The organism is Rhizobium sp. BK377, assembly GCF_014193935.1.
Classification (GTDB): domain Bacteria; phylum Pseudomonadota; class Alphaproteobacteria; order Rhizobiales; family Rhizobiaceae; genus Rhizobium.
In genome coordinates this window covers 687234-713747 of the sequence record NZ_JACIAC010000001.1, presented here as the reverse complement: position 1 = coordinate 713747, position 26514 = coordinate 687234, and the positions used below count along the sequence as shown (strand labels likewise).

Genomic DNA, 26514 nt, shown 5'->3' with positions numbered 1-26514 from the left:
CAGGCACGTCAGGCATGGGGCATTTCCGCGTCATGCGGACCGCCGATGCAAGCTTGGGCACGGGCAAGGTGCCCGCGAAATTCGTCAGATTGCCGGTTTCGGCGTCGGCAGCGGGATCGACCCGGCCGGAATGGTACCAGTTACGACCTGTTCGGCCGAGGCGTCGTCATCGACAGGCGCGCGGTAGGGCTGCGGCAGGTGCGGCATCGGCTGGTTCAGTGCAGTCTCTGCCTCGCGCATCGTATTGGTGACCGCTTCCGGCAGGGAAGGCGCGGCGAGCCCCACAGGCTGCACCGCCGTCTTTGCGGAAGCCACTTTGGTGCTGTCATCCCTGAACTGGCTGTCGAGCAGTTCATAGGCGACACGGGCGCCTTCGCGAGCCCGATAGCCGAGAGCCGTCAGCGTCTCCCCGCCTTTGGTGCAGACCTCGGGCTTTTCGGAGCACATGCCGGTCATATAGTCATAGGCGCCGCTTGCCGCCGTAAAGGCGTCTGAAAGCTGCAATTGCGGGTGGCCGCCATTGTCGGAACTCTCCGAGCTGAAAACGGAGAGAGCGACGAGCACGAGGCCAAACCAGAATGATCCTTTGATCAGAAACCACATTGTCTTGCCCATCCTGTTTTCCCGTCCGGTCTTGTCGCCGAATCGGGCCGGTTGTCCGGTGTGTCTGCACCCTACCGATAAGTTGCGAATGCCGCTTTTCGAAACTCACCGGCATTTGCGGCAAATTTGTCTCAAATTTTAATGATCGGTATTTTCGGAACATTTCAGTCAAATTCTACCTGATGTCGTTAAGCATGGTGGCAGCCGCCGCCTGCAATTGCTGGGCTTTTGGCCCGCCGCTCTGCCACAAGAGTTAACGCAATGCCGAAATATGAGGAAAATCCGTCGCTTACCTGCTATTAACCACGAAATTCAAAGAGCAGCACAGATGGCCCAAAACGGGACTTTTGGCGTTTTTGCGCTGTGGAAGGCGACTTTGCCTTATCCTTTCCTTAAGCCGCCGGGGCCTATTGTCCAGGTCAACGAAAGGCCTTTTCGGGCAGGTATTGCGTGCGTGTATTGAGTGACATTGGCGGCCGGGCGACAGCCCTCGTAGACCGGGCAGCGGCAGGCTGGCTCTCCCGGACGAACGGCGGCGAAGCCGTGCGCGGGAGCGAACTCGCCATTCTGCGCCGCCTCGTCTTCCTGTCCTCTGCCGCTCTCATCGCCGCTCCTGTCGGCCTCTCCATCGTCACCAGCCCCGCCGTTGCGCTGCCGGCCGGCGTCGCCACCGTCTGCGCCGCCTTTCTCTTTTCCGCTGTCGGCAGCATCGCGCTGGCCCGCCAGGCTATCCCGCAGCACACGACGGCAGCCAGTGCCGACGATCTCTTCCTTGAGATGAGCCCGGGCCTGGTGCTCTTCCTCGACCCGCACGGCAGCGTGACGATGACGGGCGGCCGCGACAAGCGCGATTATCTCGCCTGGATGCGCGACCTGAAGGGCCGTGGCTTCTTCGAGCAGGTGCATGTTTCCGATCGCATCCTTTTCCTGCAGGCGCTCGATGCGCTGCGCCAGGGCGAGGAAAAGGCAATCGTCGATCTGAGATTAGAGCGACCCTCGGTCTCGCGTAATAACAGGCAGTTCGCTTACCTGCGCATGGATATGACCGCGCGGCGCGATGTCGACGGCGTGCTTTCGGCCGTCATCGCCCAGTTGCATGACGTGTCGGTAGAACAGCGGCTTCGCGCCGAGGCGCAGACCCGCGCGGCCGATGCGGAATCGGCCAACGATGCCAAATCCCGTTTCCTTGCTGCAGTCAGCCACGAGCTGCGCACGCCGCTGAACGCCATTCTCGGTTTTTCGGATATCCTCATCGGCGAATATTTCGGCAAGTTCGAAAACGAACGTCAGCGTGAATATGTCGGCCTGATCCGTGAGTCCGGCGCGCATCTGCTCTCCGTCGTCAACACGATGCTGGACATGAGCAAGATCGAGGCCGGCCGCTACGAACTGATGCTCGAGCCTTTCGATATCGGCGCATCGATCCGCTCCTGCGAATCGATGCTGGCCCTGCAGGCCAAGAGCAAGGGCGTGACGCTCACGAGCCGCGTCCAGCGCGGTATCGGAGAGGTCGTGGCCGACCAGCGCGCGCTGCAGCAGGTTCTCATCAATCTCGTCGGGAATGCCGTGAAATTCACCGAAGCCGGCGGCGTGGTGACCGTCGATGCGGCCATGCGCGACGGTATTCTCAAGCTGACGGTCAGCGATACCGGCATCGGCATTCCCGCCGACAGGCTCGCCACGCTCGGCCAACCTTTCGTCCAGATCCAGAATGATTATACCCGCCGATTCGAGGGCACGGGTCTTGGCCTCTCGCTGGTCAAAGGCCTCGTCGCCCTGCATGGTGGCCATTTCGCCATCGCCAGCCAGCCGGGCGAGGGCACGATCATCACCATCGAGATCGCGGCGGATGGTTCCGGAGCATCGGCTGTTGAAGATGTCGGCCAGGCGGAAACGGTCGAATTCCCGCCGCGGCTGAAGGGCGCGGTGGGTACCGCAGAACTGGAAGAGGGGCTTTTCGATGGCCGCGCGCAAGCGAAAATCGCCTAAGGGCAGGAAGGGGCGGCAGCAGCCGGGCCTTTTGATGACCGGTGCGGCGGCGCTCGGCGGCGTCGGCCTGCAAGGCGCGGCCGCGCTCGGCGGCCTGGGTCTTCAGGGCGCCGGTGCGCTTGGCGGTGTCATCGGCCGCAATCCCTCTGTTGCCGGCGGTACGATCGCCTTCGTCGTCATCTTCTCCTTCGTCGCCGCCAATGCGCTCTGGTATCAGCCGGGCGCGCATCCCCATCCGATCTTCCGCACGCGCGATCCGGGTGCGCCGAACGCCATCGGCTTCCATCCGCAGGCCGAGCTGCAGGGCAATGTCACCACGTTCCGCATCGAGCGGCCGGACGATTCCACTGCAACGACGCAAACCACGCCGCCGCCTGCCGTGGCCGCCCCACAGCCGAGCCAGCTCGTGATGGATATCCAGAAGGAGTTGATCCGCCGCGGTCTTTATAACGGCAATGCAGACGGCGTTATCGGACCGCGTACCAGTGCGGCAATCCTCTTCTTCGAGGAAACTGTCGGCATGGCACAAAACGGCGAAGCGACGCCCGATGTGCTCGCAGCGCTCAAAACCGATGCCGCCGGCCCTTCGACCGTTCCTGTCGAGAAGCCGCGGGAGGATGTGACGTCGAAGGCGACGGAGGAAGACCCGGTTGCAGCTGCCATCCGCAGCGCCGAAAAGACCGTCAAGACGGCTCCATCAGGGCCGAAACAGGTACCGCTGTCAGGCATCTCCAATGTCGATCTGGTGCTGAAGATCCAGAAGGGCCTGGTCAACATGGCCTACGCCAATGTCGGCGTCGACGGTGTCGCCGGGGAACAGACCCGCGCTGCTATCCGGCACTTCCAGAAGCACTATAATCTTCCGGAAAACGGTGAACCGAGCGAAGCCGTGTTGAAGAAACTCAAGGAAATCGGCGCGCTCTGACCGCGCCCTGAGGAAAACAGGTCGTCTCCGCTTTCCGTTGCCGTCGAATTGCAGACGATGAGCCCCAGTCCGGCATGCCGCCGACCGTCTTTAACCTTGCCGTGTCACGCTTGACGGCCGGTTCGCCAGCCGCAGGAGCCGGTAGTCCACCGGCACCCGTCCTTCGACATCGACCACCTCTTCGATCGGCCCGGCATTGATGGCCGCCGACGTCCGGTAGCGCTTCGGCGCGATGCCGGTCACGCGCTTGAACGCATTGCTGAAGGCGCTTTCGGAGGTGTAGCCGAGTGAAAGCGCCAGTGCAGAAACCGGTATCGAGCCCTCCCGTAGCGCCCGTTCGGCGAGCCGCATGCGCCAGGCCGTGAGATAGGTGAGTGGGGCGACGCCTGCGACCGTCTTGAAGCGCAGCGCGAAGCTGGTGCGCGACATGCCGGCCGCCTTCGCGAGCTCTCCAAGCTGCCAGTCATGTGCCGGCTCCGAATGCATCAGTCGCAGCGCCGGCGCGATCTTCTCGTCGCCGAAGGCACGCAGCCAGCCGACCGTCAGCGGTTCCGACGTCATGATATGGGCGCGCAGCACCTGCACGAAGATGAGCTGCGAAAGCTGGGCCGAGGCAAGCAACGCGCCCGGCTTGCCGGCGGCCATTTCCCGCACCAACTGATCCAGCAGCCAGCGCAGCACGCCAGCCTCGGCAAGGGTCGCCCGCACATGGATGACCGGCGGCAGCACGTCGAGCAACAGCGCCGTACCGGTCGTTCCAAGCGCAATATGCCCTCCGATATAGAGGAAATCTTCGCCCAGGCCGTATCGCGTCATACCGTTGACCTTCCTCTCCTTGAAAGCCGTGACGGCATCGGCCGGCTTCACCGCAAGATCGGTTGTCAGCACGAAGGAATGCTTGCCGTTGAGCAGGACGACGTCGCCGGCTTCGAGCAGGATCGGTGCGCTGCCGTTATCGAGCGCCAGCCAGCAGCGGCCTTTCGCGACGGCGCTGATCTTGATGCGGTTCGGCTGCGGAAAGGCAAGTGCCCAGGCGCCACCGGCAATCAGCCCGCCGGCAATCAGACAGCGGGCATCGAGCAGACTGAGCATTTCGGAGAGGGGGTCGCTGATCATTCTTGTACGATGGCGCAAGAAATTGGGATTTAAAAGCATTCAAAATCCCGCAGGCCGGAGATAAATGTTCCCCGACCAGAAAGGAACATTCGATGTCCACTCCACAAGCTCCTATCGGCTCCGGTTTCGGCGCGGCGTCTACGGCCGAAGAGGTGGCTGCCGGCCATGATCTCACGGGCAAGGTGGCGATCGTCACCGGCGGCTATGCGGGTCTCGGCCTTGAGACCGCTCGCGTGCTGGCGGCCGCCGGCGCCAAGGTCATCGTGCCCGCCCGCAATATCGAAAAGGCCAGAGCCGCCGGCGAAATCGTCCCCGGCCTGAAGCTCGATTACATGGATCTGATGGATCCCGACTCCATCGACGATTTCGCCGATCGCTTCCTCGAGGACGGTGAGCCGCTGCATTTCCTCATCAATAACGCTGCCGTCATGGCCAACCCGCTGACGCGCGACAGCCGCGGCTATGAATCGCAGTTCTCCACCAATCACCTCGGCCACTTCCAGCTCGCCGCCCGCCTCTGGCCGGCGCTGGCGAAGGCGGAGGGCGCGCGTGTCGTTGCCGTTTCCTCGCGCGGCCATGTCCGCTCCGGCGTCGATTTCGAAGATCCGATGTTTGAGAACCGCGAATATCAGCCCTATATCGCCTACGGCCAGTCGAAGACGGCCAACGCACTTTTTGCCGTCTCGCTGGATGCTTTGGGTGCAAGGGAGGGCGTACGCGCTTTCTCACTGCATCCGGGCGGCATCGTCACGACCGATCTCGTCCGCCACCAGTCGCGCGAATATCTGCAGGCGAGCGGCTATGTAGATGCGGGCGGTAATCCGGTCATCGACCCCGAAAATAACAAGAAAACCATTGCCCAGGGCGCAGCAACTACCGTCTGGTGCGCCGTCAGCGATGAATTGGAAGGCATGGGCGGCGTTTATTGCGAGAACTGCAACATCGCAAAGGCTGTACCCTCCGATTCCCAGGAGCTGCTCGGCGTGCGCCCTTGGGCGACCGATCCGGAACTTGCCGAGCGCCTCTGGCAGATGAGCGAAAGGCTGACGGGCCTGACGCCGAGCTGAAGGCCACGTAAGACCTAAGTATAAGCTGCCATATTCTTAGGCAATTGTTAATCATGTTGCTTGAAGCTTCTCTAATATAGCTTGGGGGAGCTCGATCATGCAGGCGCTGAAGGCCGTAGAGGATAATGCGGGAGGTCCAGCCCATGCGCCGGATGGACCGGATCGCGACACCCTGCGCCATATTCTCTCGCGCCTCGCCGAAGAAGCCTCCACGCTTGGAGTAGACCTCGTCGATATAGCCGGCGCCATTCAGGACATGGCGGCGATGTCCGCCCGCCATGCCGCCGCCTTCGACGATGTCACCCGCACAGCCCTTTCCATCGCCGAGACCAACCGCTCCGTTGCCGTTTCGCTGCGCGAGACGGACAGCACCGCCACCCAGGCGCGTCACATGCTGAAGGAATCGGCCGATCGCCTGTCCGGCTCGGTCCAGGAAATCCGCCATATGGTCCAGTCCTCGGAAGAGATCAGCACGGAAATCTCCGGCTTCTCCCGCTCGCTCACCGACGTGGACAAGGTGGCCGCCGAAATCAGCACCATCGCTCGCCAGACTAACCTTCTGGCACTCAATGCGGCGATCGAGGCCGCCCGCGCCGGCGAGGCGGGCAAGGGCTTCGCCGTCGTCGCCTCTGAGATTCGGGCTTTATCGCTGCAGACGTCCAAGGCGACGGGCTCCATTCAGGAAACGCTGGAGCAGCTTCGCGTCAAGATCGATCGTCTCTCGACTGTCGGCGGCGGGGCCCGCAAGAGTGCTGCCGGCGTCAGCGAAAAGTCCGAGGCTATGCGCGGCGCCTTCGAAAGCATGGAGCATGTCATTACCCGCATCCTCGATTCATCCGCCGTCATGGCCAATACGACCGAGGCCGTGGATCGCGACTGCGCCGGCTTCGTCGCTCAGCTCGGCGAAATGTCTGCGGAGGTGCTGGATTCCAACGGCCGGCTGCAGCAGGCGGCCAAACGCGTCGACAGCGTCGTCGGCCTGTCGGAAACGTTGATCCAGTTGACCGCGAGCGCCGGTGTGGAAACCGCCGACCGCCGCTGGATCGAACAGGCGCAATCCGTCGCTACCCAGATATCGCATGCTCTGGAGCGTGCGGTGGCCGAAGGCGCAATCGGTATGGAAAGCCTGTTCAATCGACAGTATCAGCCCATTCCCGGCACCGACCCGGTGCAGATGATGGTTCCCTTCACAGGCCTCGCCGACCGCCTGCTGCCGCCGATCCAGGAACCGGTTGCCGGCTCGGATGAGCGCATCGCCTTCTGCGCCGCCGTCGACGAAAATGGCTACCTGCCGACCCATAACAAGAAGTTCTCGCAGCCGCAGCGGCCGGGCGATATCGTCTGGAATACCGCCAACTGCCGCAACCGCCGCATCTTCAACGATCGTGTCGGCCTTGCTGCCGGCAGAAGCACCGCGCCCTTCCTCGTTCAGACCTATCGACGAGACATGGGTGGCGGCAATTTTGTGATGATGAAGGATATTTCCGCGCCGATCACCGTCCGCGGCAGGCATTGGGGCGGGCTGCGGCTGGCGATCAAGGTATAGCGTTGCCGCGACCAGCTAGGCGGTCTATACCGCGCCCATGAGATTACGCGCCGATATCTACGTCTCCGCACTCGTCCGCAGGGTGTTTTCCGCCGGCGATTTTGCTGCCGTGGAGAAGAAGGGCGCGGAGGAAGCCGGCGCGATCTTCATCCGCCAGCGCTTCCGCGACGGGCTCGAAACCCTCTATGCGCCCGCCCCCCAGAGCTTCTTCGACGAGGAGAGCAGCGGCGACCGTCTGTTCGAAGTCAGGCTGGAGCGTGCTGAGCCGGACAAAGTGCGGGATATGCTGGACCGCGAGCGCAAGTTCGACCCCGATTTGTGGATTGTCGAGCTGGAGACAGACAAGGTCTCGGAACTCGTCCCGATGGCCGGCTGACGGTCTGCCTTGAATTTACGCCAATTGCCACCTAGTTTACCGCCATCCGCAATACCAACAGGACGGTGCAAAATGGATTCCAACCTGATCGCAATGCCAATTCGCCTTGCCATCGGGGATTTCCATGCCTGCATTTATCACACTTGCCAATCTTTCGTGGTCCACGCCTGACGGCCGGCCACTTCTTTCCAATATCGATCTGAGCTTCAACGCTGAGCGCGCCGGTCTTGTCGGTCGCAACGGCGTCGGCAAGACGACGCTTCTGAAGCTGGTGGCCGGCGAGTTGCAGCCGCAGACTGGCTCCGTCACCGTATCCGGCACTATCGGCATCTTGCGCCAGAGTGTGCAGGTCGGGCCGGATGAAACGGTCGCCGACCTCTTCGGCGCAACGCAGGCGCTTGCCATTCTCGGTCGTGCCGAAGGCGGCGAAGCGAGTGCCGATGAACTTGCCGTTGCCGACTGGACGCTCGAAGCCCGCATCGAAGCCGCGCTGGAACGTGCCGGCCTCGCCGCCGCGCCGCAGACGCTGCTGGCTGCGCTCTCCGGCGGCCAGCGCACCCGCGCAGCACTCGCCGCCCTGATCTTCGAAGATCCGGATTTTCTGATCCTCGACGAACCGACCAACAATTTGGATCGGGACGGGCGTGAGGCAGTGCTCTCGCTTCTCGGTGGCTGGCGCCACGGCGCTCTGGTCGTCAGCCATGACCGCGAACTGCTGGAGACGATGGACGCCATCGTCGAGCTGACGACCTTAGGCGCCACCCGCTACGGCGGAAACTGGAGCGATTATCGCGCCCGCAAAGCGCTTGAACTTGCCGCCGCCGAGCACGATCTGGCGGACGCCAAAAAACGCGTGGCCGAGGTTTCCCGCAGCGCGCAGGAAACGGCCGAGCGCAAGGCCCGCAAGGACAGCGCCGGCCAGAAGAAAGCGGCCAGGGGCGACATGCCCCGTATCGTTGCCGGCGGCCTGAAACGGCAGGCGGAGAATACCAGCGGCGAGAATGCCCGCCTCGCCGAACGGCGTCGCGCGGAGGCGCTTGCGGATGCCGAGGAGGCGCGCAAACGCATCGAGATCCTGCAGCCGCTCTCCGTCAAACTGCCTTCGACCGGCCTGCCGCCGGGCAGATCGGTGCTGAAGATCGATGCGGTCACGGCCGGTTACGAGGCGGATGAGCCCGTCATCCGCAAACTGTCCTTCGAGATTACAGGTCCCGAACGTATCGCTGTGACCGGCCCCAACGGCTCGGGCAAGACGACTTTGCTGGCGCTGATTTCAGGCGATCTGCAGCCGCGGGAAGGAACGGTCCGAGTGCTGACCTCTTTTTCGATGCTCGACCAGCGCGTCAGCCTGCTCGACCCCGAAACCTCGATCCGCGACAATTTCCGGCGCCTGAATCCGCAATCGGATGAGAATGCCTGCCGCGCAGCACTTGCCCGCTTCATGTTCCGGGCAGATGCGGCGCTGCAGATCGTCTCCACTTTGTCTGGCGGCCAGCTTCTGCGCGCTGGCCTTGCCTGCGTTCTCGGCGGCGCGACACCGCCGTCGCTGCTGATCCTCGACGAGCCGACGAACCACCTCGACATCGATTCCGTCGCTGCCGTCGAAGCAGGTCTCGGGGCATATGACGGCGCACTGCTGATCGTCAGCCACGACGAGGTGTTCCTGGAGATGGTCGGCATCTCGCGCCGGCTGGAACTGGCGGCAAGATAATCACGCGAAGGAGATGCCGAGCTGGTTCTCGGCAGACAGTAGCTCGGCAATGTCGCAGACCTCGCGATAGGCGTCATGACGTCGAGCCGGGGCTCGTCGCGCAGCCAGCGCTCATTGCTAAACGGCTAGCGCGCCCGGTTGACGCTCTTGAGGTCGCGCAGCGGCGCCTGCCGGATGAAGCGATAGGATGGAGCCTGCGCCTGGGCCGCGGGAACCGGCTGTGCTGCGGCCGGCTTGACCGGATTATAGGTGTAGCTGTCGGCCCGACACCAGGCCTCAACGCGTGCATGGCACTCTTCCGGGTCCAGCGCATCGAGTACGAGGAAGGCGCGGCTGACATTGTGCTGTACCTCGGCAAGATGCGGATAAAGCTTTTCCAGCACGAAGACGGAATCGAGAAAGTTCATGCCGAGGCTGGTCAGCGTGATGGCGAGCTGCTGGCCCGAGAGGTCGAGCATGATGCGCTCGGCAAGCCATCGGCTGGCCGACAGCGCATCGGCAAGTGCGGTGGCGAAATGCGTGGCCTCGCGCGAGCGGGCAAAGCGCACCAGCAGCGCCTCCTGAATGTCGGACAACGAGCGAAGGCCGAGCCGGTCCTCATCATTGCGGCGGAGATGGCCTGCAAGGCTGCGGATGCGCTCGCGCAGCGCCGCTTCATCGGCAAGACGCCGCGCTTCCTCCCGGTTCACTTCGGGCGGGGCAGGCATCGGCGAAAGCGGCATCGCCGGCTGCTCGGCAGGTGCGGCGGCGACCGGCCGCAGCTCTGCCTGGCGCAAGGCCACCAGCGCATCGATGACTGCAGGCGAGAGGGAATCCCTGCTGACGATAGCCTTTAGATGTGCAGCACCTTGTGTGCGGGCAATGGTGATCAGCGTGTCGTCGCTGATCGCCTTGGAGGCGGTGAGAAAAGGGGCGGAGACTTCGATCGGCTGGTTGCCGATGAAGAGTGCGACTGCTGCCGGCATGTTCTCGCACTGGGAAAGGGCTGCCACGGCCTGACGCCTTGCCTCTTCGGAGGAGGCCTGAAACAGCGGCATGAAGAGTTCGGCAAACTGGCGCAGTTCGGAGCGTGTCGGATATGACAGGTTCTCGAAACTGCTGACAGTCGCCATTAACACCACGTCCTTCTTCCTGACGGCCATGGGGCCTTCTAGGTCTCGAAACCGGTCACGCACAAGCACACCCTGAAAACGCAGAACAAGCGGGAGACCGTGGGCTGACAAGCGCTGGCGGAACGCATGTCGGACCATACGGTTATGAACAAATCCTACACCGGTACGGTTAATGCATGCTGAAGATTTTATTAAAATGCAACAGAAATGTACACGTTTTGCGTGTTGCAGCTTGATGAGCCGGCAAAATAAAATCTACCGCGCCGGAGGTGAGGCGATCCTCAGCATTTAAAGATGGAGGTAAATAGCCGGCAATAATCTAAAGGCTCTTGCGGCTTCTGAGCGCCGACAGAAGTTTGTCGTGATCGTCATGGCCGGACTGGTAAAGGTCGAGCGCCGTGGAAGCGGCGAATTGTGCTTCGACACTTCTGATGTCGATACGCTTTTCCGCGCACCAAGCATCCAGTGCATCGCGCAACACATCCAGGTCTTCTGACGTGAAGGCCGAATTATAGAGAAAGGACATGGGCTGCGCTCCGAATGACAGCAAGAGCACGTATGATCTCCCGAGCGGCCGTCGCCTTAACCCTTTTGGCCGATGGGAGGAGGATACACCGATCCAACCCTGCTGCAATTAATATTTTCATGACGCATATTTGCAACACCTGCCCCCCGCTTGCGGCTTTGACCCCTAACCATTTGAATTGCCTTCAACTCTATCGGATAGACGTCGCCTTGGCTTTTCTTTTCCGCGGCTGCAACCAAACAACCATTCTGCGCGTTATCTCGGTGCCGAGCAGACTGCTCAAGCAATGGCAGAATATTAGTAATCTGTTAACTGTCGTGTGTCTCAATTCGGACAGGAACGACGCGATTTGGGAATATCGATCGTGGAAGCTCCGCAACATCACGGTATTTCAGTCAGGTGCCGTGAGAAAGGCGCGAATGCCCTCGATCCGGTTCATCCGGCGCTTGAGGACGCGCTGGCCCGCAACATGGCGGGCAGGGTGAAATCCATCGCAAGTTCATCCGTCTCGGGCAGTGCAAGGAGACGAGAATGGCAATTGTAGTCGCATTGGCGGACCGGCTGCGTGAGGAGCCGCGCCGCACGGGCAAGGAGCCCCGCGAAGCAAAAATCCTCTGGTTCACCGGCGTCCGCTATGAACGGATCGTCGAAACCCCTGATAAAAGCCCGACGCATTCTGCGCCGCGCGTCAACAACAAGTAACCCACGAAGACAACCCTAGCGGGCATCGAGTTCATCGCAGCCGGCTTCCGTCAGAAAAGCCCGAGCCGCTTCGTCGAAGCTTGACTGCGGCGCCAACGTACGCAGCACCGCATAACCCTCGGGATGCGCCATCTCCACCATGATCGTCTGCTCCAGCGCCTGCGGCAGGTTCTTGCGGAGATCCGTCAATTGGATGGGACTTGCTGCGAGAACGTCGAGCGCGCCGCCGACGGAGGTGCGGTCGTTCATGCTGAAGACCTCGTTCGAGGCGCGGTCGTAGATCGCGATCGACCAGAAAGGCACATTGCCCTTGGCGGTGAAATGCACCGGAGCCTCGCCCACATCGAAGGAGCAGACGGCGGTGCGCACGAAGGGATCGCCATTGGCGAGCCCCGCCTCGTCATATCGGCTGCTGAGCAGATAGAAATTGTTCGGATCGCCTTCCGCCTCCACGCGCGTCGCCGCATCACGGCCGGTGAAGTGTGGCAGCGCGAGAATGATGACGAGGTGCAGAAGCGCTGCGCCGAAAAGCCCGGCGAGGAGGGCGAAGAACACCCTAAGCATTGCCGCATCCGATCTTGGTCAGCTTCGGCATGGAAAGGTCGATCACGCCGGAGCTGCCGGCCGTCGGCGTGTCGAACAGCGTCAGCACCAGCCGGAACGAGCCGGCCTGCGGCAGTGCCAGCCAGTTGCCGGGCTGAGCCCGTGCGGCGATGTCGATGGCGAAGCTGCTGTCGGGCTGTCGCAGCACCGTCCATGAATTCAGCGCCGCCGGCAGGCTCGCCTGCAGGGAAACGGGATTGCCGGCATTGTCTGCAGTAAACAGCGTCCACAGCCGCGCCGGCGGCGTCTGGCCGGTGATGCGGTAGTGGCAGGCGGCGTTCAGCCGCTCGCCGCTATCGTCCACACCTGCTATAAATATCAGCCCTTCCGCGCTGCCATAGAGCAGCTTGCCTGCACGCGCACGATGCGACTTCGCATAGGGATCAGCGTCGACGGTTTGGAGTTCCGGAAAAGCCTCCCAGGCACCGAGCTTGATCGCCCCGAACCCCTGCGTCGCATCCAGCGCATAAAGCGAAATCATGATCCCGCCGCCGAAGGCGACGATCAGCGTGATTAGGATGAAAAGGGGGAACCGAAACACCTTGCGCCCTTGAAGATCAAACTTGAAGATCAAATCAGTTGAAAGGGTTACCACTGATTCTGGCAGGGTGGAATGCCATGAGGCGATGTGTCCCCCTGTCTTGAGGAACCAGCCATGCCGGTTTTGCTAAAACAGGTGAAACATCACTCCGCGCTCGCGACCTTCTGCACTTCAAGCGGTGCGGCATCCTTCAGCTTCTCGCCGATGCGCTTGAGGGTGTTTGTCGATTGCACCGAGAGCATGCGCGGGCGAATGAGGGCCGGCGTGCCGTCCTTCGGCTTGTTGGCCTGGGCTTTTGCGACATCCTGTTCGGACGGCAGCGGGTTTTCGATGCCGGGGATGGGGCGCAGCGTGACGCCCTGATGGGCATAGTCCATGGCGCGCTTGAAGGTCATCGCTGGCAGCGAGCCGCCGGTCATGTTGTTGGTCGAGGTATAGTCGTCGTTCCCGAACCAGACGGCGCAGGTGTAATTGCCGGTGAAGCCGACGAACCAGGCATCGCGATAGGCCTGCGTCGTTCCCGTCTTGCCGGCGGTGACGACGCCGTTGTCCAGCGCGGCCTTGCGCGCCGTCCCGACATAGGGCACCCGCGACAGCATCTGGTTCATATAGCTGTCGGCTTGTTCGGAAAGCACCCGCTGGGCGGGTGGCTCGTCACGATCGAAATCGTAGAGAACGTCCCCGTCGTAATCGAGGACCTGGGTGATGCCGTGGCGGCGCGACTGGAAGCCGCCGGCCGGGAAAACGGCATAGGCGGTCGCCTGGTCGAGCACCGTCACCTCGGACGTGCCGATCGGGATTGTCACGTCGTCGCGGATCGGCGTTTCGACACCCATGGCCTTCGCCATGGCGCGGATCGGCTGAATGCCGAGCTTTTCCTTGGCAAGGCGGACCGGAATAGTATTGATCGACTGGGCGATCGCAGTTTCCAGTGTGATGCGCCCGGCATAGCGGTTTGCGTAATTGTGCGGACTCCAGTTGCCCCAGGAGATCGGCGCATCGATGATCGTCGTCTTCGGCGTCATCCCGCTCTCCATGGCTACCGAATAGGTATAGACCTTGAAGGAGGAGCCCGGCTGGCGTAGCGCCTTGGTGGCGCGGTTGAACTGGCTCTCGCCATAGTCGCGTCCGCCAACCATGGCGCGCACGGCGCCGCCATTTTCGATCATCACCATCGCGCCCTGCTTGGCGTGATAAGCCTCGCCATATTCGCGCAGCGACGTCTCGATGGAGTCGTCCGCCGCCTGCTGGATGCCCATGTCGATCGTGGTGCGCACGATCAGCGAGCGCTGATGGAAGCGCGGTGAAAGGCGCTGCACCTCGTCGAAGGCCCAGTCGAGGAAGAAATCGGGTGACTCCACCTCGTTGCGGTCAACGACGGTGGCGGGATTGCGCCGCGCGGCGATCACCTGTCCCTCGGTCATCAGTCCGCTCTGGACGAGGTTGGTCAGCACCTCGTTGGCGCGCGCGCGCGCCGCCGGCAGATTCACATGCGGCGCATATTTGGCCGGCGCCTTGAAGAGGCCGGCGAGCATGGCGGATTCGGCAAGGTTCACGTCGGTGATGTTCTTGCCGAAATAGAATTGCGCCGCAGCCGCAGCGCCGAAGGTGCCGCCGCCCATATAGGCGCGGTCGAGATAGGTCGCGAGGATCTCTTTCTTGGAGAGGTTGGCTTCCAGCCAGAGCGCCAGGAAGGCTTCGGTGATCTTGCGGTCGATCGAGCGCTCGTTGGACAGGAACAGGTTCTTGGCGAGCTGCTGCGTTAGCGTCGAGCCGCCCTGGACGACTTCGCCGGCTTGGGCATTGGTGACCATGGCGCGAAAGAGGCCGATGACGTCGATGCCGAAATGGTCGAAGAAGCGGCGGTCTTCGGTCGCGATAACGGACTTGATCAGGGAATCCGGCAGTTCGTCGATTGGCACGGAATTCTGATGGATGACGCCGCGATGGCCGATGGTGTTTCCATAACGGTCGAGGAAGGTGACGGCGAAGTCGCCGCGATTGCGCCAGTCTTCCTTGGTGGCCTCGAAAGCCGGCTGGGCGAGCGCCAGCATCAGCACCATGCCGACGGAACCGAGCGTCAATCCCTCGCCAGCGAGTTCGAAAACCATACGTTTCCAGCCGCGAACGCGGAAGCGGCGGAAGAAGATGGTGGTGTCTTCCCAGATTTCGGCGGCGCGGAAGCCGGCGTTCCAGACGGTCGAGTCGATCCACGAATCGATGCGCAGCAGCAGGTGGCGGTTCCTGGCCTCCCGCTTATCTGGCGTCTTGCCTTGCCCGCTTTCGGGTTTATCTGGCCCGCTTTCGGGGTTGTCCGGATCCTGCACGTCCTGTATTCCCGCTTGAACACGCTTGCCGCCGTCGGATTCCGGACGCCGGAGCGGGCCTGAATGGGCCGCCTCACTCTCCGGATAGCCGGAGCAAGTTGAATAATTGGTTGATTTTGCGCACAAGAACAAGAGAGTTGAACGGTCGTCACGCGAATTTGCGGGCGGCTGTTGCAAGAAACGAGCGATGAACGATCTGCCCTTCTGGAAGCGCAAGACGCTTGCCGAAATGAATGCCGAGGAGTGGGAAAGCCTCTGCGACGGCTGCGGTCTCTGTTGCCTCAACAAGCTCGAGGAATGGGATAGCGGCGATGTCTATTTCACCTCGGTCCGCTGCAAGCTGCTCGACAGCGAAAGCTGCCGCTGTTCCAGCTATCCGAACCGCTGGGATTTCGTGCCTGATTGCGTTCAGCTCACCAAGGAGAACGTCTCCGAGATTGCATGGCTGCCGCCGACCTGCGGCTATCGCCTCGTCAATGAGGGCCGTGATCTCTACTGGTGGCACCCGTTGGTATCAGGGGATCCTGAAACCGTCCACGCTGCCGGCATCTCTGCCCGCGGCCGCACCATCAGCGAAAACGACGTCGATATCGATGATTTCGAGGATTATGTCGTCGACTGGCCGCTGACGGTCGGCGAAGGCGCCGAAGAACCTGCGGGAAAGGCCGGCTGAGCGTCACGACCAGGTGCTGTGAGGGATCTGGAACAGATGCCTTATACGTGTCGTCAGCGTCGTCGGATGACTGGCGTCGGCCGACACACCGGCGCTGAAACGATGTTTCTCGGATTCGATCCGGCGCGACAGCAGCAGGCCGAGCTCTTCGGCAAGTGCCGGCCGCTCTTGCATGATGGCGGCAAGATGATCCTTGGCGATCTCATAAACAACGACGGATGTGAGCGCACGGATATTGGCTGGCTCCGGCGCCCCCATCAGCACACCGCGTTCGCCGAACAGATCGCCCGGTGCAATTCTCGCAAGTTCGATCGTCTCCTCGCCTTCCTTGCGTTCGACGACGGCCACCCCGCGCCTGACGATCATCAGCGATGTCAGCGACGAATCCTGTGTCGCGATCAATGCATCCTTGCGGAAGGTCAGCCGTTTCATGTCGGCGGCGAGCGACTCCTTCTCGTCTTCCGTCAGCGTCGAAAAGAGCGGGATGGCATTGAGCAGACGCCAGGCCGAGTTCGGATGTTTCCCGGTTTCCTCCGGCGGATCGGCAACCGGTACGGCCGGCGAGCCCGCGGATGTGGCAAGCTGCAGGCCGGCCGCCCTGATGTGACGATAGACGAGATCGTAGACTTCGTTGCGGGCGGCGGTCGCTTCGCCCAATCCGGAGACGCGGAAGGAGAGTTCGAATTCGATGGCACTGCTGTCCAGCCCTGTGATGCTGACGACGGGGGCTGGGGATTTCAGGATGGCGTTGCTGCTGAGCAGCACCGTGCGCATCGTCTCTTCGATGGTCGCCGGCGGGCTTGAGGGCATGACCCGGATCTTCAGCGACACGCCATGGGCTTCTTCAGGGCTCGTCAGGTTCGTCAGCCGCGCCTTGGCAAGCGCGCTGTTGGGAACGATGACGAGGTCGTTCGTGCCGTTCAAAAGGTGGGTTGAACGCCAGTTCGTCTCCACCACGCGGCCTTGAACGCCGTCATCGAGGACGATCCAGTCGCCAACGCTGTAATGCCTGCCGAGATTGAGTGCGATACCCGAGAAGACGTCGTTCAGCGTGCTCTGCAGCGCCAGGCCGAGCACGATGGCGAAGACGCCCGAGGTGGCGATCAACGTGGCAACGGGCACACCGAAGACATAGGCTACGACTGAAAGTGCTGCGCCGACATAGATGATGGCGACGACGAGATCCTGCAGCAGACGCGCCTCGCGCGGCTTGCGCTCGAAGATTAGGAAGAGCCGCACCGAGCTTGCCAGCACCATCGCGCCGCCGATCCACCAGACCGCCTTTGCGACCCCGACGAAAGTGCGCCGGAAAAGATCCGTCGCTTTGCCCATGTCTGATGTATAGGGCGCAATCTCGTTCTCAACGAGCAGCAGCGTCAGCAGTGCAAAGAAGACGAAATTGGCAATCAGCCGGAAGGTCGGGTTTCGTCCGAAGATGAACCGTGCCACGGCGCTGAGCAGAACGAGAGCGATAAACTGATACAGCGGATCGTCCAGCATAGTCCATGACATGCATTGCATCCTGGTTGGGGCGTTCGACCCTATATCACGGATGAAGAAGTTCTGTCCTCTGACACGAATGGATAGGGTATCGCCACCGGTGACGTCGGCCGGCCGCAACCGCTGCTGCGACCGGCCGACGTGACGGCTATTTAGCGGCGTAGGCCTCGAGTGCCTGGATGAGCTTCCGTCCTGCTTCGGCGCGTGCGATATTCGGATAGTTGCGGTTCGCCAGCATCGTCAGCCCGATATGCGCCTTCGGCACCAGCACGATATAAGCGCCGAAGCCGTTCGTCGATCCAGTCTTGTTCATCAGCACTGATGTCTGCGGCGCAAGCGGCTTTGTCCGCTTTTTGACCGGCTGGCTTTCCAGGCTCATCTTGGCGGAGTTGCCGTCGAGGAGTTGCTTGAGCGCGACGGGCCAGGCATATTGCTCCCAGACCATGTCCTGCGTGTAATAGGCCGTATCGAAATAGCCCGTATGTGTCTTCTCGATCGCCGCCTTAAATTCGGGCGCCAGAGCATCCGGCTTCAAATTCAGCTCCAACAGATGCACCATGTCACGCGCCGTGGTCTTGATGCCATAGGCCTCATCGTCGAGGACGCCGGGTCCAACACGGGTCGGCTTGTTGGCCTTGCCATAACCGAAAGCGTAGCGATCCATGGCATCAGACGGAACCGCGATGAAGGTGCTTTTGAGACCGAGGGCGGGAAACAGCTGCCCTTCGACGGCCTGCCTGTAGGTGCTGTCGAAACGCTCTCCGGCAATGCGCCCGAGAAGGCCGATGCTGACATTGGAATAGGAGCGCATGGTGCCAGCCTTGTAGGCCGGCTTCCAGCTCTTGAGATAGGTCATCAGCCCGGCATCATCAGTCACGCTATCGGGAACCTGCAGCGGCAGGCCGCCCGATGTATGGGTGGCGAGATTGAGGAGGGTGATCTGGTCGAAGGCGCTGTCCCTAAGCTCCGGCAGGTAGGTCGAAACCGGCTGATTGAGCGACAGCAGGCCGCGTTGTTCGGCAACGGCGGCAAGCGTGACATTAAAAATTTTGCTGACGGAGCCGAGTTCGAAGATCGTGTCGCTGGTCACAGGCGCCTTCGTTTCGCGCGAGGCTTCCCCTCGGGTATAATAGAATTCCGAGCCATTGATCGTCACGCCGACGGCTAGTCCCGGGATGTCGTATTCCCTGATCACCGGCTGAAAAACGCGATCTGCCGTCTCCTGGAACGCCTTGTCCGTCAGGTCTGCCGCGTGAAGCGGGCTTGCCGACAAGGCGAGGGCGATAAGGCAATATCTTGTGTTCATGGGTAGTTCCTCCTAGCGCATCCGGCGATACCGCCGACACACGCTCGATAGCTTGGCCCTTTGCCCCTCCACAAACGATAAGAACTCGCAGGAGACCCTAGTTTAATTTGGGCTCGAGAGCGGCAAGAAAGAGCCGCAGTTCCCGCTCCACGTAGTCGGCGACCGCGCCATCGGACGAGAACCCCCACCAGAGCAGCGATCCCTGCCATTGCGAAAGCATCAGCCGGGCAATGGTCTGTGCTTGACTGTGCCCCTCGAAGCGCTCGGCAAGTGCCGAGATAAGCACGGACCCCCAGGCCCCGCCGCGGGCGCGCAGCACCGGATCGCGGAAATCTTCGCGTAGCAGGAGCAGGCCTTCCGCGTAGGAAACGGGATTGTCGCCATAGTCCTGGGAAAGACCGGTCAGCAGCGCGATCGCACCCTCCGCGGTCTTCGGGAGGGTTTCGGCAAGCCGCGCCGTTTCCGCGTCCAGCCGATCCCAGGCGTGGAGCAGCGCGGCGCGCAACATGCCGGCCTTGGTGGCGAAGCGCTGCACCAGCGTCGAACCGGAAAGCCCGCTCGCCTTGGCGACCGCCGCAAAGGTCGCCGCATCCGGCCCCTCGGACTGGATCACATCGAGAACCATCGAAAGTAGCTGTTCATCTGAAAGCGTGCGCGGACGCGGCATGAAATTTTTCCCTTGCGCTCGCCATATTTATGAACGAACATTCGTTTATATACAAGTAAGCCTACCAGGCCGGTTGATTGTTTGTAGCGGGGAGGACAGCGAAGTGACAGTGAACTTGAAGGGAAAGGTGGCGCTTGTTGCCGGCGGAACGCGCGGTGCCGGTCGCGGCATTGCGGTGGAACTCGGCGCGGCAGGCGCGACGGTCTATGTGACCGGCCGTACGACTCGCACGCAGCAATCCGAATATGGCAGGCCTGAGACCATCGAGGAAACAGGCGAACTGGTGAACGCGGAGGGTGGTCGTGGCATTGCCGTGCAGGTGGATCATCTGGTGCCCGAGCAAGTCGAAGCGCTGGTTGCCCGCATCCGGGCGGAGGAGGGCAAGCTCGATATCCTCGTCAACGATATCTGGGGCGGTGAGCACCTGACGGAGTGGGACAAGCCGGTCTGGGAGCATTCTCTCGACAAGGGCTTGCATATGCTGCGGCTTGCGATCGACACCCATTTCATCACCGCCCATTACGCTTTGGCGCTAATGATCGAAAAGCCTGGCGGCCTGCTGGTGGAGATGACCGATGGCACGGCGCAATACAATGCCACGCATTACCGGCTCTGCCCCTACTACGATCTCGTCAAGACGGGCACGAACCGCCTGGCCTGGGCGCACGCCAGGGATCTTGCGCCCCACGGCGCGACGTCAGTCTCGGTTTCTCCCGGCTGGATGCGATCGGAAATGATGCTGGATAACTATGGCGTGAAGGAAGAAAATTGGCGCGACGCCACCAAAGTCCAGCCGCATTTCGCTATCTCCGAAACGCCGCGTTTCACCGGCCGGGGGGTAGCTGCCCTTGCCGCCGATCCCGATCGCAGCAGATGGAACGGCCAATCGCTTTCAAGCTTCCAACTCGCAGAAGCCTACGACTTAACCGATCTCGACGGCACGCGGCCGGATTGCTGGCGCTACCTGGCCGAGGTACAAGAACCCGGCAGGCCGGCTGATGAAACCGGCTATCGCTGATCGAGCTGTTGAGGTTACACATCCACCGCCTCGCGGGCCGCGCTCGAAGGATGATGAGCGGGGCACCGTCTCCGGGTGTCATGAAAGGTTGCCGGTTGACCGCAGCCCGTTTTTTCTACTCGTCTTCCTTCGTCTTCATGGCGTCGGAAACCTTCTTCACCTTGGGGTGGTTGAGGTTCTCGCCATGCGCGTCGCGGGCCTTTTCCGGATCATCCTTCGCAGGCAGATAGCCTGATGGCTTTGTGCCCTGAGGCCCTTCCCAACGCGGCGACTGATCCGTAGTGCCTGGTGCACCATCCTTGGGGCTGTTCGATGCCATGATGTTTCTCCTTGCTGTCCAAAGGCAACAACAGGGCAGGACCGGCATTTGTTCCTCGCAAGAATCTGCTAGTTTCCCACCGGAAAGGGGCTGGCACGGGTTTGCGGATTATTTCACTGAATGTCTGGGGCGGGAGCATCCATGCGCCGCTGATCACTTACCTCGCGGGCGCCGAGGCCGATGTTTTATGCCTGCAGGAGGTGGTGCGATCGGCCGCCAATGCGCCGGAGTGGCTGGAATACCGCGATGGGAACGTCGTGCTGCCGCAGCGCGCCCATCTTTATGACGAGATCGCCGCCGTTCTGCCCGATCATGACGGCTTCTTCTGCCCGTTTGCGCGGGGCGATCTCTTTCACGGCGGGAGGGTGTTTGCCACCGAATTCGGCATCGCCACTTTCGTTCGCAAGTCGTATCCGGTCATCGGCCAGGCGGTGGATTTTATTCATGGCCGCTTTTCGCCCAATGGCTGGGGCGAGCATCCGCGCTCCCGCAACGCCCATTGCATCCGGCTGTTCGATTATACCGGCGGCTTTTCGGTCACCATCGCCCAACTCCACGGCTTGCGTGATCCCGCCGGCAAGGGCGATATTCCAGCTCGCCATACGCAGGCGGATGCGCTGGTCGAGCTGATCGAACGCGTCTGGCCCGGTGATGAACGCCTCGTCGTCTGTGGCGATTTCAACGTGCTGCCTGAGAGTATCACCTTCGAAAAGCTCGGTCGCCTCGGCCTCAACGATCTCGTCACCGGCAAGGGTTTTTCGGATACCCGCACTTCGCTCTATCCGAAGGAGGGACGCTTTGCCGATTATATGCTGGCGACACCGGATATCGTGGTGGAGCGCTTCGAGGTGGTGGAGCAGCCCGAAGTTTCCGATCACCGGGCTCTCTTGATTGACCTCGCTTAGCGCAGCTTGAAATGCCGTTCTAGGTCACCGATCTGCTCGGCATTGAGCTGTCTGACCTTCATGCCGCGGGTGATGATCGAAAGCTTTGCTGCCTCTTCCAACTCTTCGATCGCGAAGACGGCGGAATCGAGCGTGGCGGCCGATACGATCGGCCCGTGGTTTTCCAGAAGCACGGCGCTGTGCTGGCCGGCGATTTCGGCAATCAGCGGCTTCACCTCTGTCGAACCCGGCCGGGTATAGGGTACGATCGGAACCTTGCCGACCCGCATCACCACATAGGGCGTCAGCGGCGGAATGGCATCCTTCGGATCGGTATCGGCAAGGCAGGAAAGGGCCGTTGCATAGGTGGAGTGCAGATGCACCACGGCACCCGTTTGCGGCCGCTTCTCATAAAAGGAGAAATGCAGCGGCAGTTCCTTGGTCGGCGCATCGCCGGAGAGATGCTCGCCGTCGCTGTCGAGCTTCGAAAGCCTGTTGGCATCGAGGAAGCCGAGGCAGGAATTGGTGGGCGTCGCAAGGTAGCCGTCTGTGGTCTTCACCGAGATATTGCCGGAGGACCCGGCCGTCAGGCCGCGCTCGAAGAGCGATTTTCCCCAGCGGACGATGGCTTGGCGCAGTGCCGTCTCATTCATGGCCGGCAATCCTGTCGAGAGCCTTGGCGAAGAAATCGGGTGAACCGAAATTGCCGCTCTTCAGCGCAAGCCCGATCGGGCGCATCGGCCGGCTGTGCTCCGACACCAGAACCGGCACGCCGGGATCGATCTCCGCACCGATGGTCATATGCTTGAGGCCGAGTGCCTCCACGACCGCGCCGGATGTTTCCCCGCCGCCGACGACGATCTGGCGCGTACCGGAATCGGCAAGCCGTTTGGCGAGGCTGCCGAAGAAATCTTCGAGGATCTTTGCCGATTCATCGCGGCCGAAGCGCTGCTGCACGAAGCTCACGACATCGGGCGAAGTGGTGGAATAGACGATCGGATTGTCGGCCGCATTGGAAGCGACCCAGCGGGCGGCGATCTCCACCGACATGGTGCCGCGCACGATGGCGGCCGGGTCGATCGAAAGACCGGGATGGTTCTGCAGATGGCAGGCGACCTGGTTCTGCGAGGCCAGCGAGCAGGAGCCGCAGAGGACGACGCCCGGTCCGGTGACGACAGGTACGTCGGCAGGAATGCCGGAAAGCTTGCCGCGCTTGGCGAAATTGCCGACCAGCCCTTGCGCCAGCCCCGACCCGCCGGTCACAAGCGCATGGTCGGCGACGGCCTCTCCGATCGTCATGAGATCTTCATCCTCGATCGCATCGACGACGACGAGGCGGTTGCCATCGGTGAGCTCGTCGCGCAACCGGCTGCGGATGGCGCCCGAACCTTCGCGCACCGTATCGAGCGTGATGCTGCCGACGCCGCCGCGCGTCTGGTACCGCAGCCAGCGGCGGATATCAGGGTCGGTCATCGGCGTCAGCGGATGGTTTTCCATACCGGATTCGCTGAGCAGCTTGTCCTTGACGAAGAGGTGGCCCATGAACACCCGCCTTCCGGTTGCCGGAAAGGCCGGGCAGACGACGGTGACATCGGCGCCCGTCAGCCGCTGCAGCGCTTCTGCCACCGGGCCGATATTGCCTTCACGTGTGGAATCGAAGGTCGAACAATATTTGAAGAAGATCTGCTCGCAGCCCTGATCCAGCAGCCAGCGCGCCGCATCCATGGATTGCAACACCGCGTCCTCGACCGATGCCGAGCGCGTCTTCAGCGCCACCACGCCGGCTTCGCAATTGACTTTGCCGCGGCCGGGGCCGACGAACTGCATCGTCGCCATGCCGCCGCGGGCAAGGGTATTGGCAAGATCGCTGGCGCCGGTAAAATCGTCGGCAATGGCTCCAAGCAGCATGTCAGGTGCGCTCCGGTGGTCTGTTGCTCAATTCATGCTCGATATGGACGCGGATCCCGTGCCCGCACGAGGCACGGACGAGTTTCCGGCCGATCATCGCGGCCGCGCCGTTGACAGAGATTTTCATTTGAAGCGGTTCCTCCGACCGATGAAGTGAACGCAAAACGAATGAGCGCCGCCCGAGTCGGCATGGACGGCGCATCATAGTTAAAACCTGCCGAGCAGGGCTGTCACGCAATTTCAGGGAGAGGGCGGTTTGATTGTGGGCTGGAGCTGGCCGCAGGCCTTGCTCCCTGGCTGGTTTCACGGCAACAAGCATTGCATGAGCATCCCGACGGACTATCCTTTCGACTTCGATCCCACCTACGGCATGACGCTTGCCGACCTGGAGGCGATCCGCCCACCGGAATCGCCCTCGGGATTCGATCTCTTCTGGCAGAAGCGCTATGCCAGGGCTCTCGCGATAAAGCCGGAGCCGCGCCTGAGCCCAAGCAAGCATACCCATCCAAACTGGCAGGTACGCGATATCGTCTACACGTCCACGGATGATATCAGCATCGGCGGCTGGCTGCTCACGCCCCGCAAGGGCGAGGTCAAGCGTGGCCTCGTCGTCGGCCATGGTTATGGCGGGCGCGATCAGCCGGAATTCGATATTCCTGTCGAGGAGGCAGCAATCCTCTTTCCTTGTTTCCGCGGCTTGTCGCGCAGCGCTCATCCGCCAATTTCGCCTGACGCTCCCTTCCATGTTCTGCATGATATTGATGATCCCGACCATTACGTGATCGGTGGCTGCGTCGAGGATCTCTGGGTTGCCGTTTCCACACTGCTGTCGCTCTATCCCGTGCTTGATGGCCACATCGGCTATAGCGGCATCAGCTTCGGCGGCGGCATCGGCGCGCTCGGCATTCCCTTCGATATCAGGATCAAACGCGGCCATCTGACCGTACCGACTTTCGGCGCCCGAGAGCTCTGGCTGACATTGCCGACGGTGGGCAGCGCCCATTCGGTGCAGGAATATGCGAAGGCTCATCCGGATGTCTTTGAAAAGCTGCGCCTTTTCGATGCCGCAACGGCTGCGGCCCGCATCACTGTGCCGATGCTGGCCGCTGTTGCGCTCTTCGATCCGGCGGTGGCACCCCCCTGTCAGTTCGCGGTGGCGAACGCTCTTCCGAAATCAGAATTTAATGAAATCTTCATCCTGGATGCCGGGCATTTCGACTATGCTGACAGTGCAGTGCAACAGGCTGCACTGCAGGAGCGAGTCGGGCGGTTTTTCAGGAATCTATGAACCGGGAATATCTGCGCTGGTACAGCGATCGGCTCCATCGTGACATGGAGCTTCTGGTGTTCGGGCATGCCGGCGCCAAAGTCTTGGTATTCCCAACGCGGGAAGGGCGCTTTTGGGAATATGAACATCTCGGGATCGTCGCCAGCCTCGCCGAAAAGCTCGAGGCCGGTCATCTGCAACTTTTCTGCATAGAGGGTCTGGCCGGCGAGAGCTTCTACGATTTCGGCCGCCATCCGGCCGATCGCATCCGCCGCCATATCGCTTTCGAGGAATATGTGCTGAACGAGGTTCTGCCGCTGATGCAGAGCCGCAACGGCCACGAATGCACCATCGTCCACGGCTGCAGCCTCGGCGCCTTCCAGGCCGCCAGCCTGGTCTTCCGCCACCCGCATCTCTTCCGCAAGCTCGTGGCCTTTTCCGGGCGCTATGACCTGACGATGAAGGTCGAGTCCTTCGGCGATCTTTTCGATGGCTATTATGACGAGATGGTCTATTTCCACATGCCGACCCATTTCCTGCCGGGTCTTTCCTTTGACTGGCGGCTGGAGAAGCTGCGGCAGGTCGAGATCGTCCTGACGATCGGCAACGAGGATCCCTTCCTCGACAATAACCGCTATCTCAGCCGCCTGCTTGCGGACAAGGGTGTCGGCCATCGGCTGCATTTCTGGGATGGTAGGGCGCACCGCGCCGGTGCCTGGCGCCGAATGGCGCCGCTTTATATTTAAACGCCGCCGATGGCGCCGCTTTATATCTAAACGCTGCCGAATGGCGCCGCTCTGTATCTGATTTATTGCATCAGCGGCTTTTTGAGGAAGCTGTTGCGATCGGCTGATTTGATGCGCAGCCAGGCTTCGCGGCCGTTCCTCAGCACACGCATGGGAATTTCCGCCCCTGCCGGGCCGCTCTTCCAGACCTTGCGGTAGAAATCGGCAAGCCCGTCCACTTCGCCATCGCGAATTTCCGAGATCACGTCGCCCTGCTGTAGGCCGGCCTGTGCGGCCGGGCTGCCCTGAGCAACGCTCATGACCACCACTTCGCCATTGCTTTCGGCCGAAAAAGCACCGAGCCAGGGTCGCGGCGGCCGGTCGATCTGGCCGCGGTTGAGCACATCGTCGAGGATCGGCGGCAGGAGGTTGATCGGCACGACCATGTTGATGTCGGCGACTTCATCGTCCTGCACCATCTGCAGGCGCAGCGAGCCGATGCCGAGCAGCTTGCCTTCATCGCTGATGAGTGCTGCCCCGCCCCAGGAGGGATGGGCGGGCGCGATGAAGATCGCTTCGTCGAGCAGATATTCCCAGTAGCCCGCAAATTCCTGCTTGGCGACGATATGGGCCTGCACGAATTCGCCGAGACCATCGGCAAAGACGACTGCATCGCCGACGGTGGTCTTCACCTTGTCGCCGATTTCGATGGCCGGCAGCTCGAGAGGGGCGAGAGCCTGAATGAGGCCGAAGCCGGTTTCCTGGTCATAGGCCAGAGCATGGCCGGGTACGACCTTGCCGTCATGGCGCGTCAGCCAGATTTCGTCTGCTTCGGTGATCAGATAGCCGATGGTGAGCACCAGCCCGTTTTCCCTGATGACGACGCCGCTGCCTTCCCGGCGGGTGCCTAGCGTATTCGCGGTGAAGGCATCTTCGGGGATGGAGGCGCGAACGGCCACAACTGACCGCAGGATCCTGTCGATATTCATGGTTTCATCCTCGTAAGGCGCGGCACAAAGGCCTGGAATGCTGCGAGGGCCGGCAAGGGCCGGACGCATACCATTCCTTCTATAGGTATGAAACGACTGCCGTTTCTGCAAGAC

26 protein-coding genes are annotated in these 26514 nt (G+C 61.7%); 12 read left to right on the top strand and 14 right to left on the bottom strand.

All coding sequences use genetic code 11. The annotated features are described in order from the left end of the window. Positions 1–84: 84 nt before the first annotated feature. Entirely contained in the window at positions 85–603 is a 519-nt protein-coding gene (locus FHT92_RS03535; protein WP_183745362.1) for a DUF5330 domain-containing protein, read from the bottom strand. A 450-nt stretch (positions 604–1053) separates the two neighbouring features. On the opposite strand from FHT92_RS03535, the gene FHT92_RS03530 reads away from it, so the two are divergent. Both FHT92_RS03530 and FHT92_RS03525 read left to right on the top strand, forming a co-directional pair. Continuing rightward, positions 1054–2592: a HAMP domain-containing sensor histidine kinase gene (locus FHT92_RS03530; protein WP_183744741.1), complete on the top strand. Its 1539-nt coding sequence runs from the start codon at positions 1054–1056 to the stop codon at positions 2590–2592. Beyond that, complete coding sequence (locus FHT92_RS03525) at positions 2564–3517, top strand: peptidoglycan-binding domain-containing protein (RefSeq protein WP_183744738.1); 954 nt, start codon at positions 2564–2566, stop codon at positions 3515–3517. The genes FHT92_RS03530 and FHT92_RS03525 overlap by 29 nt, the downstream gene beginning before the upstream one ends. 90 nt (positions 3518–3607) lie before the next feature. Here the strand turns inward: FHT92_RS03525 and FHT92_RS03520 are convergent, their stop codons facing one another. After that, entirely contained in the window at positions 3608–4672 is a 1065-nt protein-coding gene (locus FHT92_RS03520) for an AraC family transcriptional regulator (RefSeq protein WP_183822550.1), read from the bottom strand. 53 nt (positions 4673–4725) lie between these two features. On the opposite strand from FHT92_RS03520, the gene FHT92_RS03515 reads away from it, so the two are divergent. From FHT92_RS03515 to FHT92_RS03500, 4 genes are all read left to right on the top strand, one after another. Further along, entirely contained in the window at positions 4726–5700 is a 975-nt protein-coding gene (locus tag FHT92_RS03515; protein WP_183822548.1) for an oxidoreductase, read from the top strand. A 97-nt stretch (positions 5701–5797) separates the two neighbouring features. After that, positions 5798–7246, top strand: coding sequence for a methyl-accepting chemotaxis protein (locus FHT92_RS03510; protein ID WP_183822546.1), 1449 nt, complete (start codon positions 5798–5800; stop codon positions 7244–7246). Positions 7247–7283: 37 nt separating this feature from the next. Next, entirely contained in the window at positions 7284–7622 is a 339-nt protein-coding gene (locus FHT92_RS03505; RefSeq protein WP_183822544.1) for a DUF1491 family protein, read from the top strand. A 124-nt stretch (positions 7623–7746) separates the two neighbouring features. Then, positions 7747–9333 (top strand): ABC-F family ATP-binding cassette domain-containing protein, encoded by a 1587-nt coding sequence (locus FHT92_RS03500; RefSeq protein WP_183822543.1) that lies wholly within the window; start codon positions 7747–7749, stop codon positions 9331–9333. 125 nt (positions 9334–9458) lie between these two features. Here FHT92_RS03500 and FHT92_RS03495 read toward each other — a convergent pair whose 3' ends face one another. Both FHT92_RS03495 and FHT92_RS03490 read right to left on the bottom strand, forming a co-directional pair. Beyond that, positions 9459–10508, bottom strand: coding sequence for a DUF2336 domain-containing protein (locus tag FHT92_RS03495; protein WP_183822541.1), 1050 nt, complete (start codon positions 10506–10508; stop codon positions 9459–9461). Between the two features lie 256 nt (positions 10509–10764). Further along, positions 10765–10971, bottom strand: a complete 207-nt coding sequence (locus FHT92_RS03490; protein ID WP_183744717.1) for a hypothetical protein — start codon at positions 10969–10971, stop codon at positions 10765–10767. Positions 10972–11502: 531 nt separating this feature from the next. Between FHT92_RS03490 and FHT92_RS03485 the strand changes: the two genes are divergently transcribed. Further along, positions 11503–11673, top strand: coding sequence for a hypothetical protein (locus FHT92_RS03485; RefSeq protein WP_183822539.1), 171 nt, complete (start codon positions 11503–11505; stop codon positions 11671–11673). A 15-nt stretch (positions 11674–11688) separates the two neighbouring features. Here FHT92_RS03485 and FHT92_RS03480 read toward each other — a convergent pair whose 3' ends face one another. The 3 genes from FHT92_RS03480 to FHT92_RS03470 all read right to left on the bottom strand — a co-directional run bounded on the left by FHT92_RS03480 (position 11689) and on the right by FHT92_RS03470 (position 15144). Next, the gene (locus tag FHT92_RS03480; protein ID WP_183822537.1) at positions 11689–12237 is read right to left on the bottom strand and encodes a DUF1254 domain-containing protein; all 549 of its coding nucleotides are present in this window, start codon (positions 12235–12237) and stop codon (positions 11689–11691) included. Next, positions 12230–12817: a DUF1214 domain-containing protein gene (locus tag FHT92_RS03475; protein ID WP_183744709.1), complete on the bottom strand. Its 588-nt coding sequence runs from the start codon at positions 12815–12817 to the stop codon at positions 12230–12232. Before FHT92_RS03475 ends, FHT92_RS03480 begins: the two co-directional genes overlap by 8 nt. 143 nt (positions 12818–12960) lie before the next feature. Beyond that, a complete protein-coding gene (locus FHT92_RS03470) occupies positions 12961–15144 on the bottom strand; it encodes a transglycosylase domain-containing protein (protein WP_183744706.1) in 2184 nt (727 codons plus the stop codon). 187 nt (positions 15145–15331) lie between these two features. Here FHT92_RS03470 and FHT92_RS03465 point away from each other — a divergent pair, with 187 nt between their 5' ends. Further along, positions 15332–15817 carry a YcgN family cysteine cluster protein gene (locus FHT92_RS03465; RefSeq protein ID WP_183822535.1) on the top strand — a complete coding sequence of 162 codons (486 nt, stop codon included), beginning with the start codon at positions 15332–15334 and terminating at the stop codon, positions 15815–15817. Positions 15818–15820: 3 nt separating this feature from the next. Here FHT92_RS03465 and FHT92_RS03460 read toward each other — a convergent pair whose 3' ends face one another. From FHT92_RS03460 to FHT92_RS03450, 3 genes are all read right to left on the bottom strand, one after another. Then, the gene (locus FHT92_RS03460; protein WP_183744700.1) at positions 15821–17329 is read right to left on the bottom strand and encodes a mechanosensitive ion channel family protein; all 1509 of its coding nucleotides are present in this window, start codon (positions 17327–17329) and stop codon (positions 15821–15823) included. Positions 17330–17465: 136 nt separating this feature from the next. Next, positions 17466–18623 (bottom strand): class C beta-lactamase, encoded by a 1158-nt coding sequence (gene ampC, locus FHT92_RS03455; RefSeq protein WP_183822533.1) that lies wholly within the window; start codon positions 18621–18623, stop codon positions 17466–17468. A gap of 97 nt (positions 18624–18720) precedes the next feature. Beyond that, positions 18721–19290 (bottom strand): TetR family transcriptional regulator, encoded by a 570-nt coding sequence (locus FHT92_RS03450; protein ID WP_183744694.1) that lies wholly within the window; start codon positions 19288–19290, stop codon positions 18721–18723. Positions 19291–19393: 103 nt separating this feature from the next. Between FHT92_RS03450 and FHT92_RS03445 the strand changes: the two genes are divergently transcribed. Continuing rightward, the gene (locus FHT92_RS03445; protein ID WP_183822531.1) at positions 19394–20308 is read left to right on the top strand and encodes an SDR family oxidoreductase; all 915 of its coding nucleotides are present in this window, start codon (positions 19394–19396) and stop codon (positions 20306–20308) included. Between the two features lie 115 nt (positions 20309–20423). Here the strand turns inward: FHT92_RS03445 and FHT92_RS03440 are convergent, their stop codons facing one another. After that, positions 20424–20627, bottom strand: coding sequence for a hypothetical protein (locus FHT92_RS03440; protein ID WP_183744687.1), 204 nt, complete (start codon positions 20625–20627; stop codon positions 20424–20426). A gap of 101 nt (positions 20628–20728) precedes the next feature. Between FHT92_RS03440 and FHT92_RS03435 the strand changes: the two genes are divergently transcribed. Then, complete coding sequence (locus tag FHT92_RS03435; RefSeq protein WP_183822529.1) at positions 20729–21532, top strand: endonuclease/exonuclease/phosphatase family protein; 804 nt, start codon at positions 20729–20731, stop codon at positions 21530–21532. Here the strand turns inward: FHT92_RS03435 and FHT92_RS03430 are convergent. Next, the gene (locus FHT92_RS03430) at positions 21529–22164 is read right to left on the bottom strand and encodes an aldolase (protein WP_183822527.1); all 636 of its coding nucleotides are present in this window, start codon (positions 22162–22164) and stop codon (positions 21529–21531) included. The genes FHT92_RS03435 and FHT92_RS03430 overlap by 4 nt on opposite strands. Next, entirely contained in the window at positions 22157–23419 is a 1263-nt protein-coding gene (gene otnK, locus FHT92_RS03425) for a 3-oxo-tetronate kinase (RefSeq protein ID WP_183822525.1), read from the bottom strand. Before otnK ends, FHT92_RS03430 begins: the two co-directional genes overlap by 8 nt. Positions 23420–23741: 322 nt before the next feature. Between otnK and FHT92_RS03420 the strand changes: the two genes are divergently transcribed. Together FHT92_RS03420 and FHT92_RS03415 are read left to right on the top strand one after the other, a co-directional pair. After that, a complete protein-coding gene (locus FHT92_RS03420) occupies positions 23742–24707 on the top strand; it encodes an acetylxylan esterase (protein ID WP_183822524.1) in 966 nt (321 codons plus the stop codon). Next, positions 24704–25432: an esterase family protein gene (locus FHT92_RS03415; RefSeq protein ID WP_183822523.1), complete on the top strand. Its 729-nt coding sequence runs from the start codon at positions 24704–24706 to the stop codon at positions 25430–25432. Before FHT92_RS03420 ends, FHT92_RS03415 begins: the two co-directional genes overlap by 4 nt. Before the next feature lie 62 nt (positions 25433–25494). On the opposite strand, the gene FHT92_RS03410 is transcribed toward FHT92_RS03415, so the two are convergent. Further along, complete coding sequence (locus FHT92_RS03410; protein WP_183822522.1) at positions 25495–26400, bottom strand: S1C family serine protease; 906 nt, start codon at positions 26398–26400, stop codon at positions 25495–25497. Positions 26401–26514: the final 114 nt, after the last annotated feature.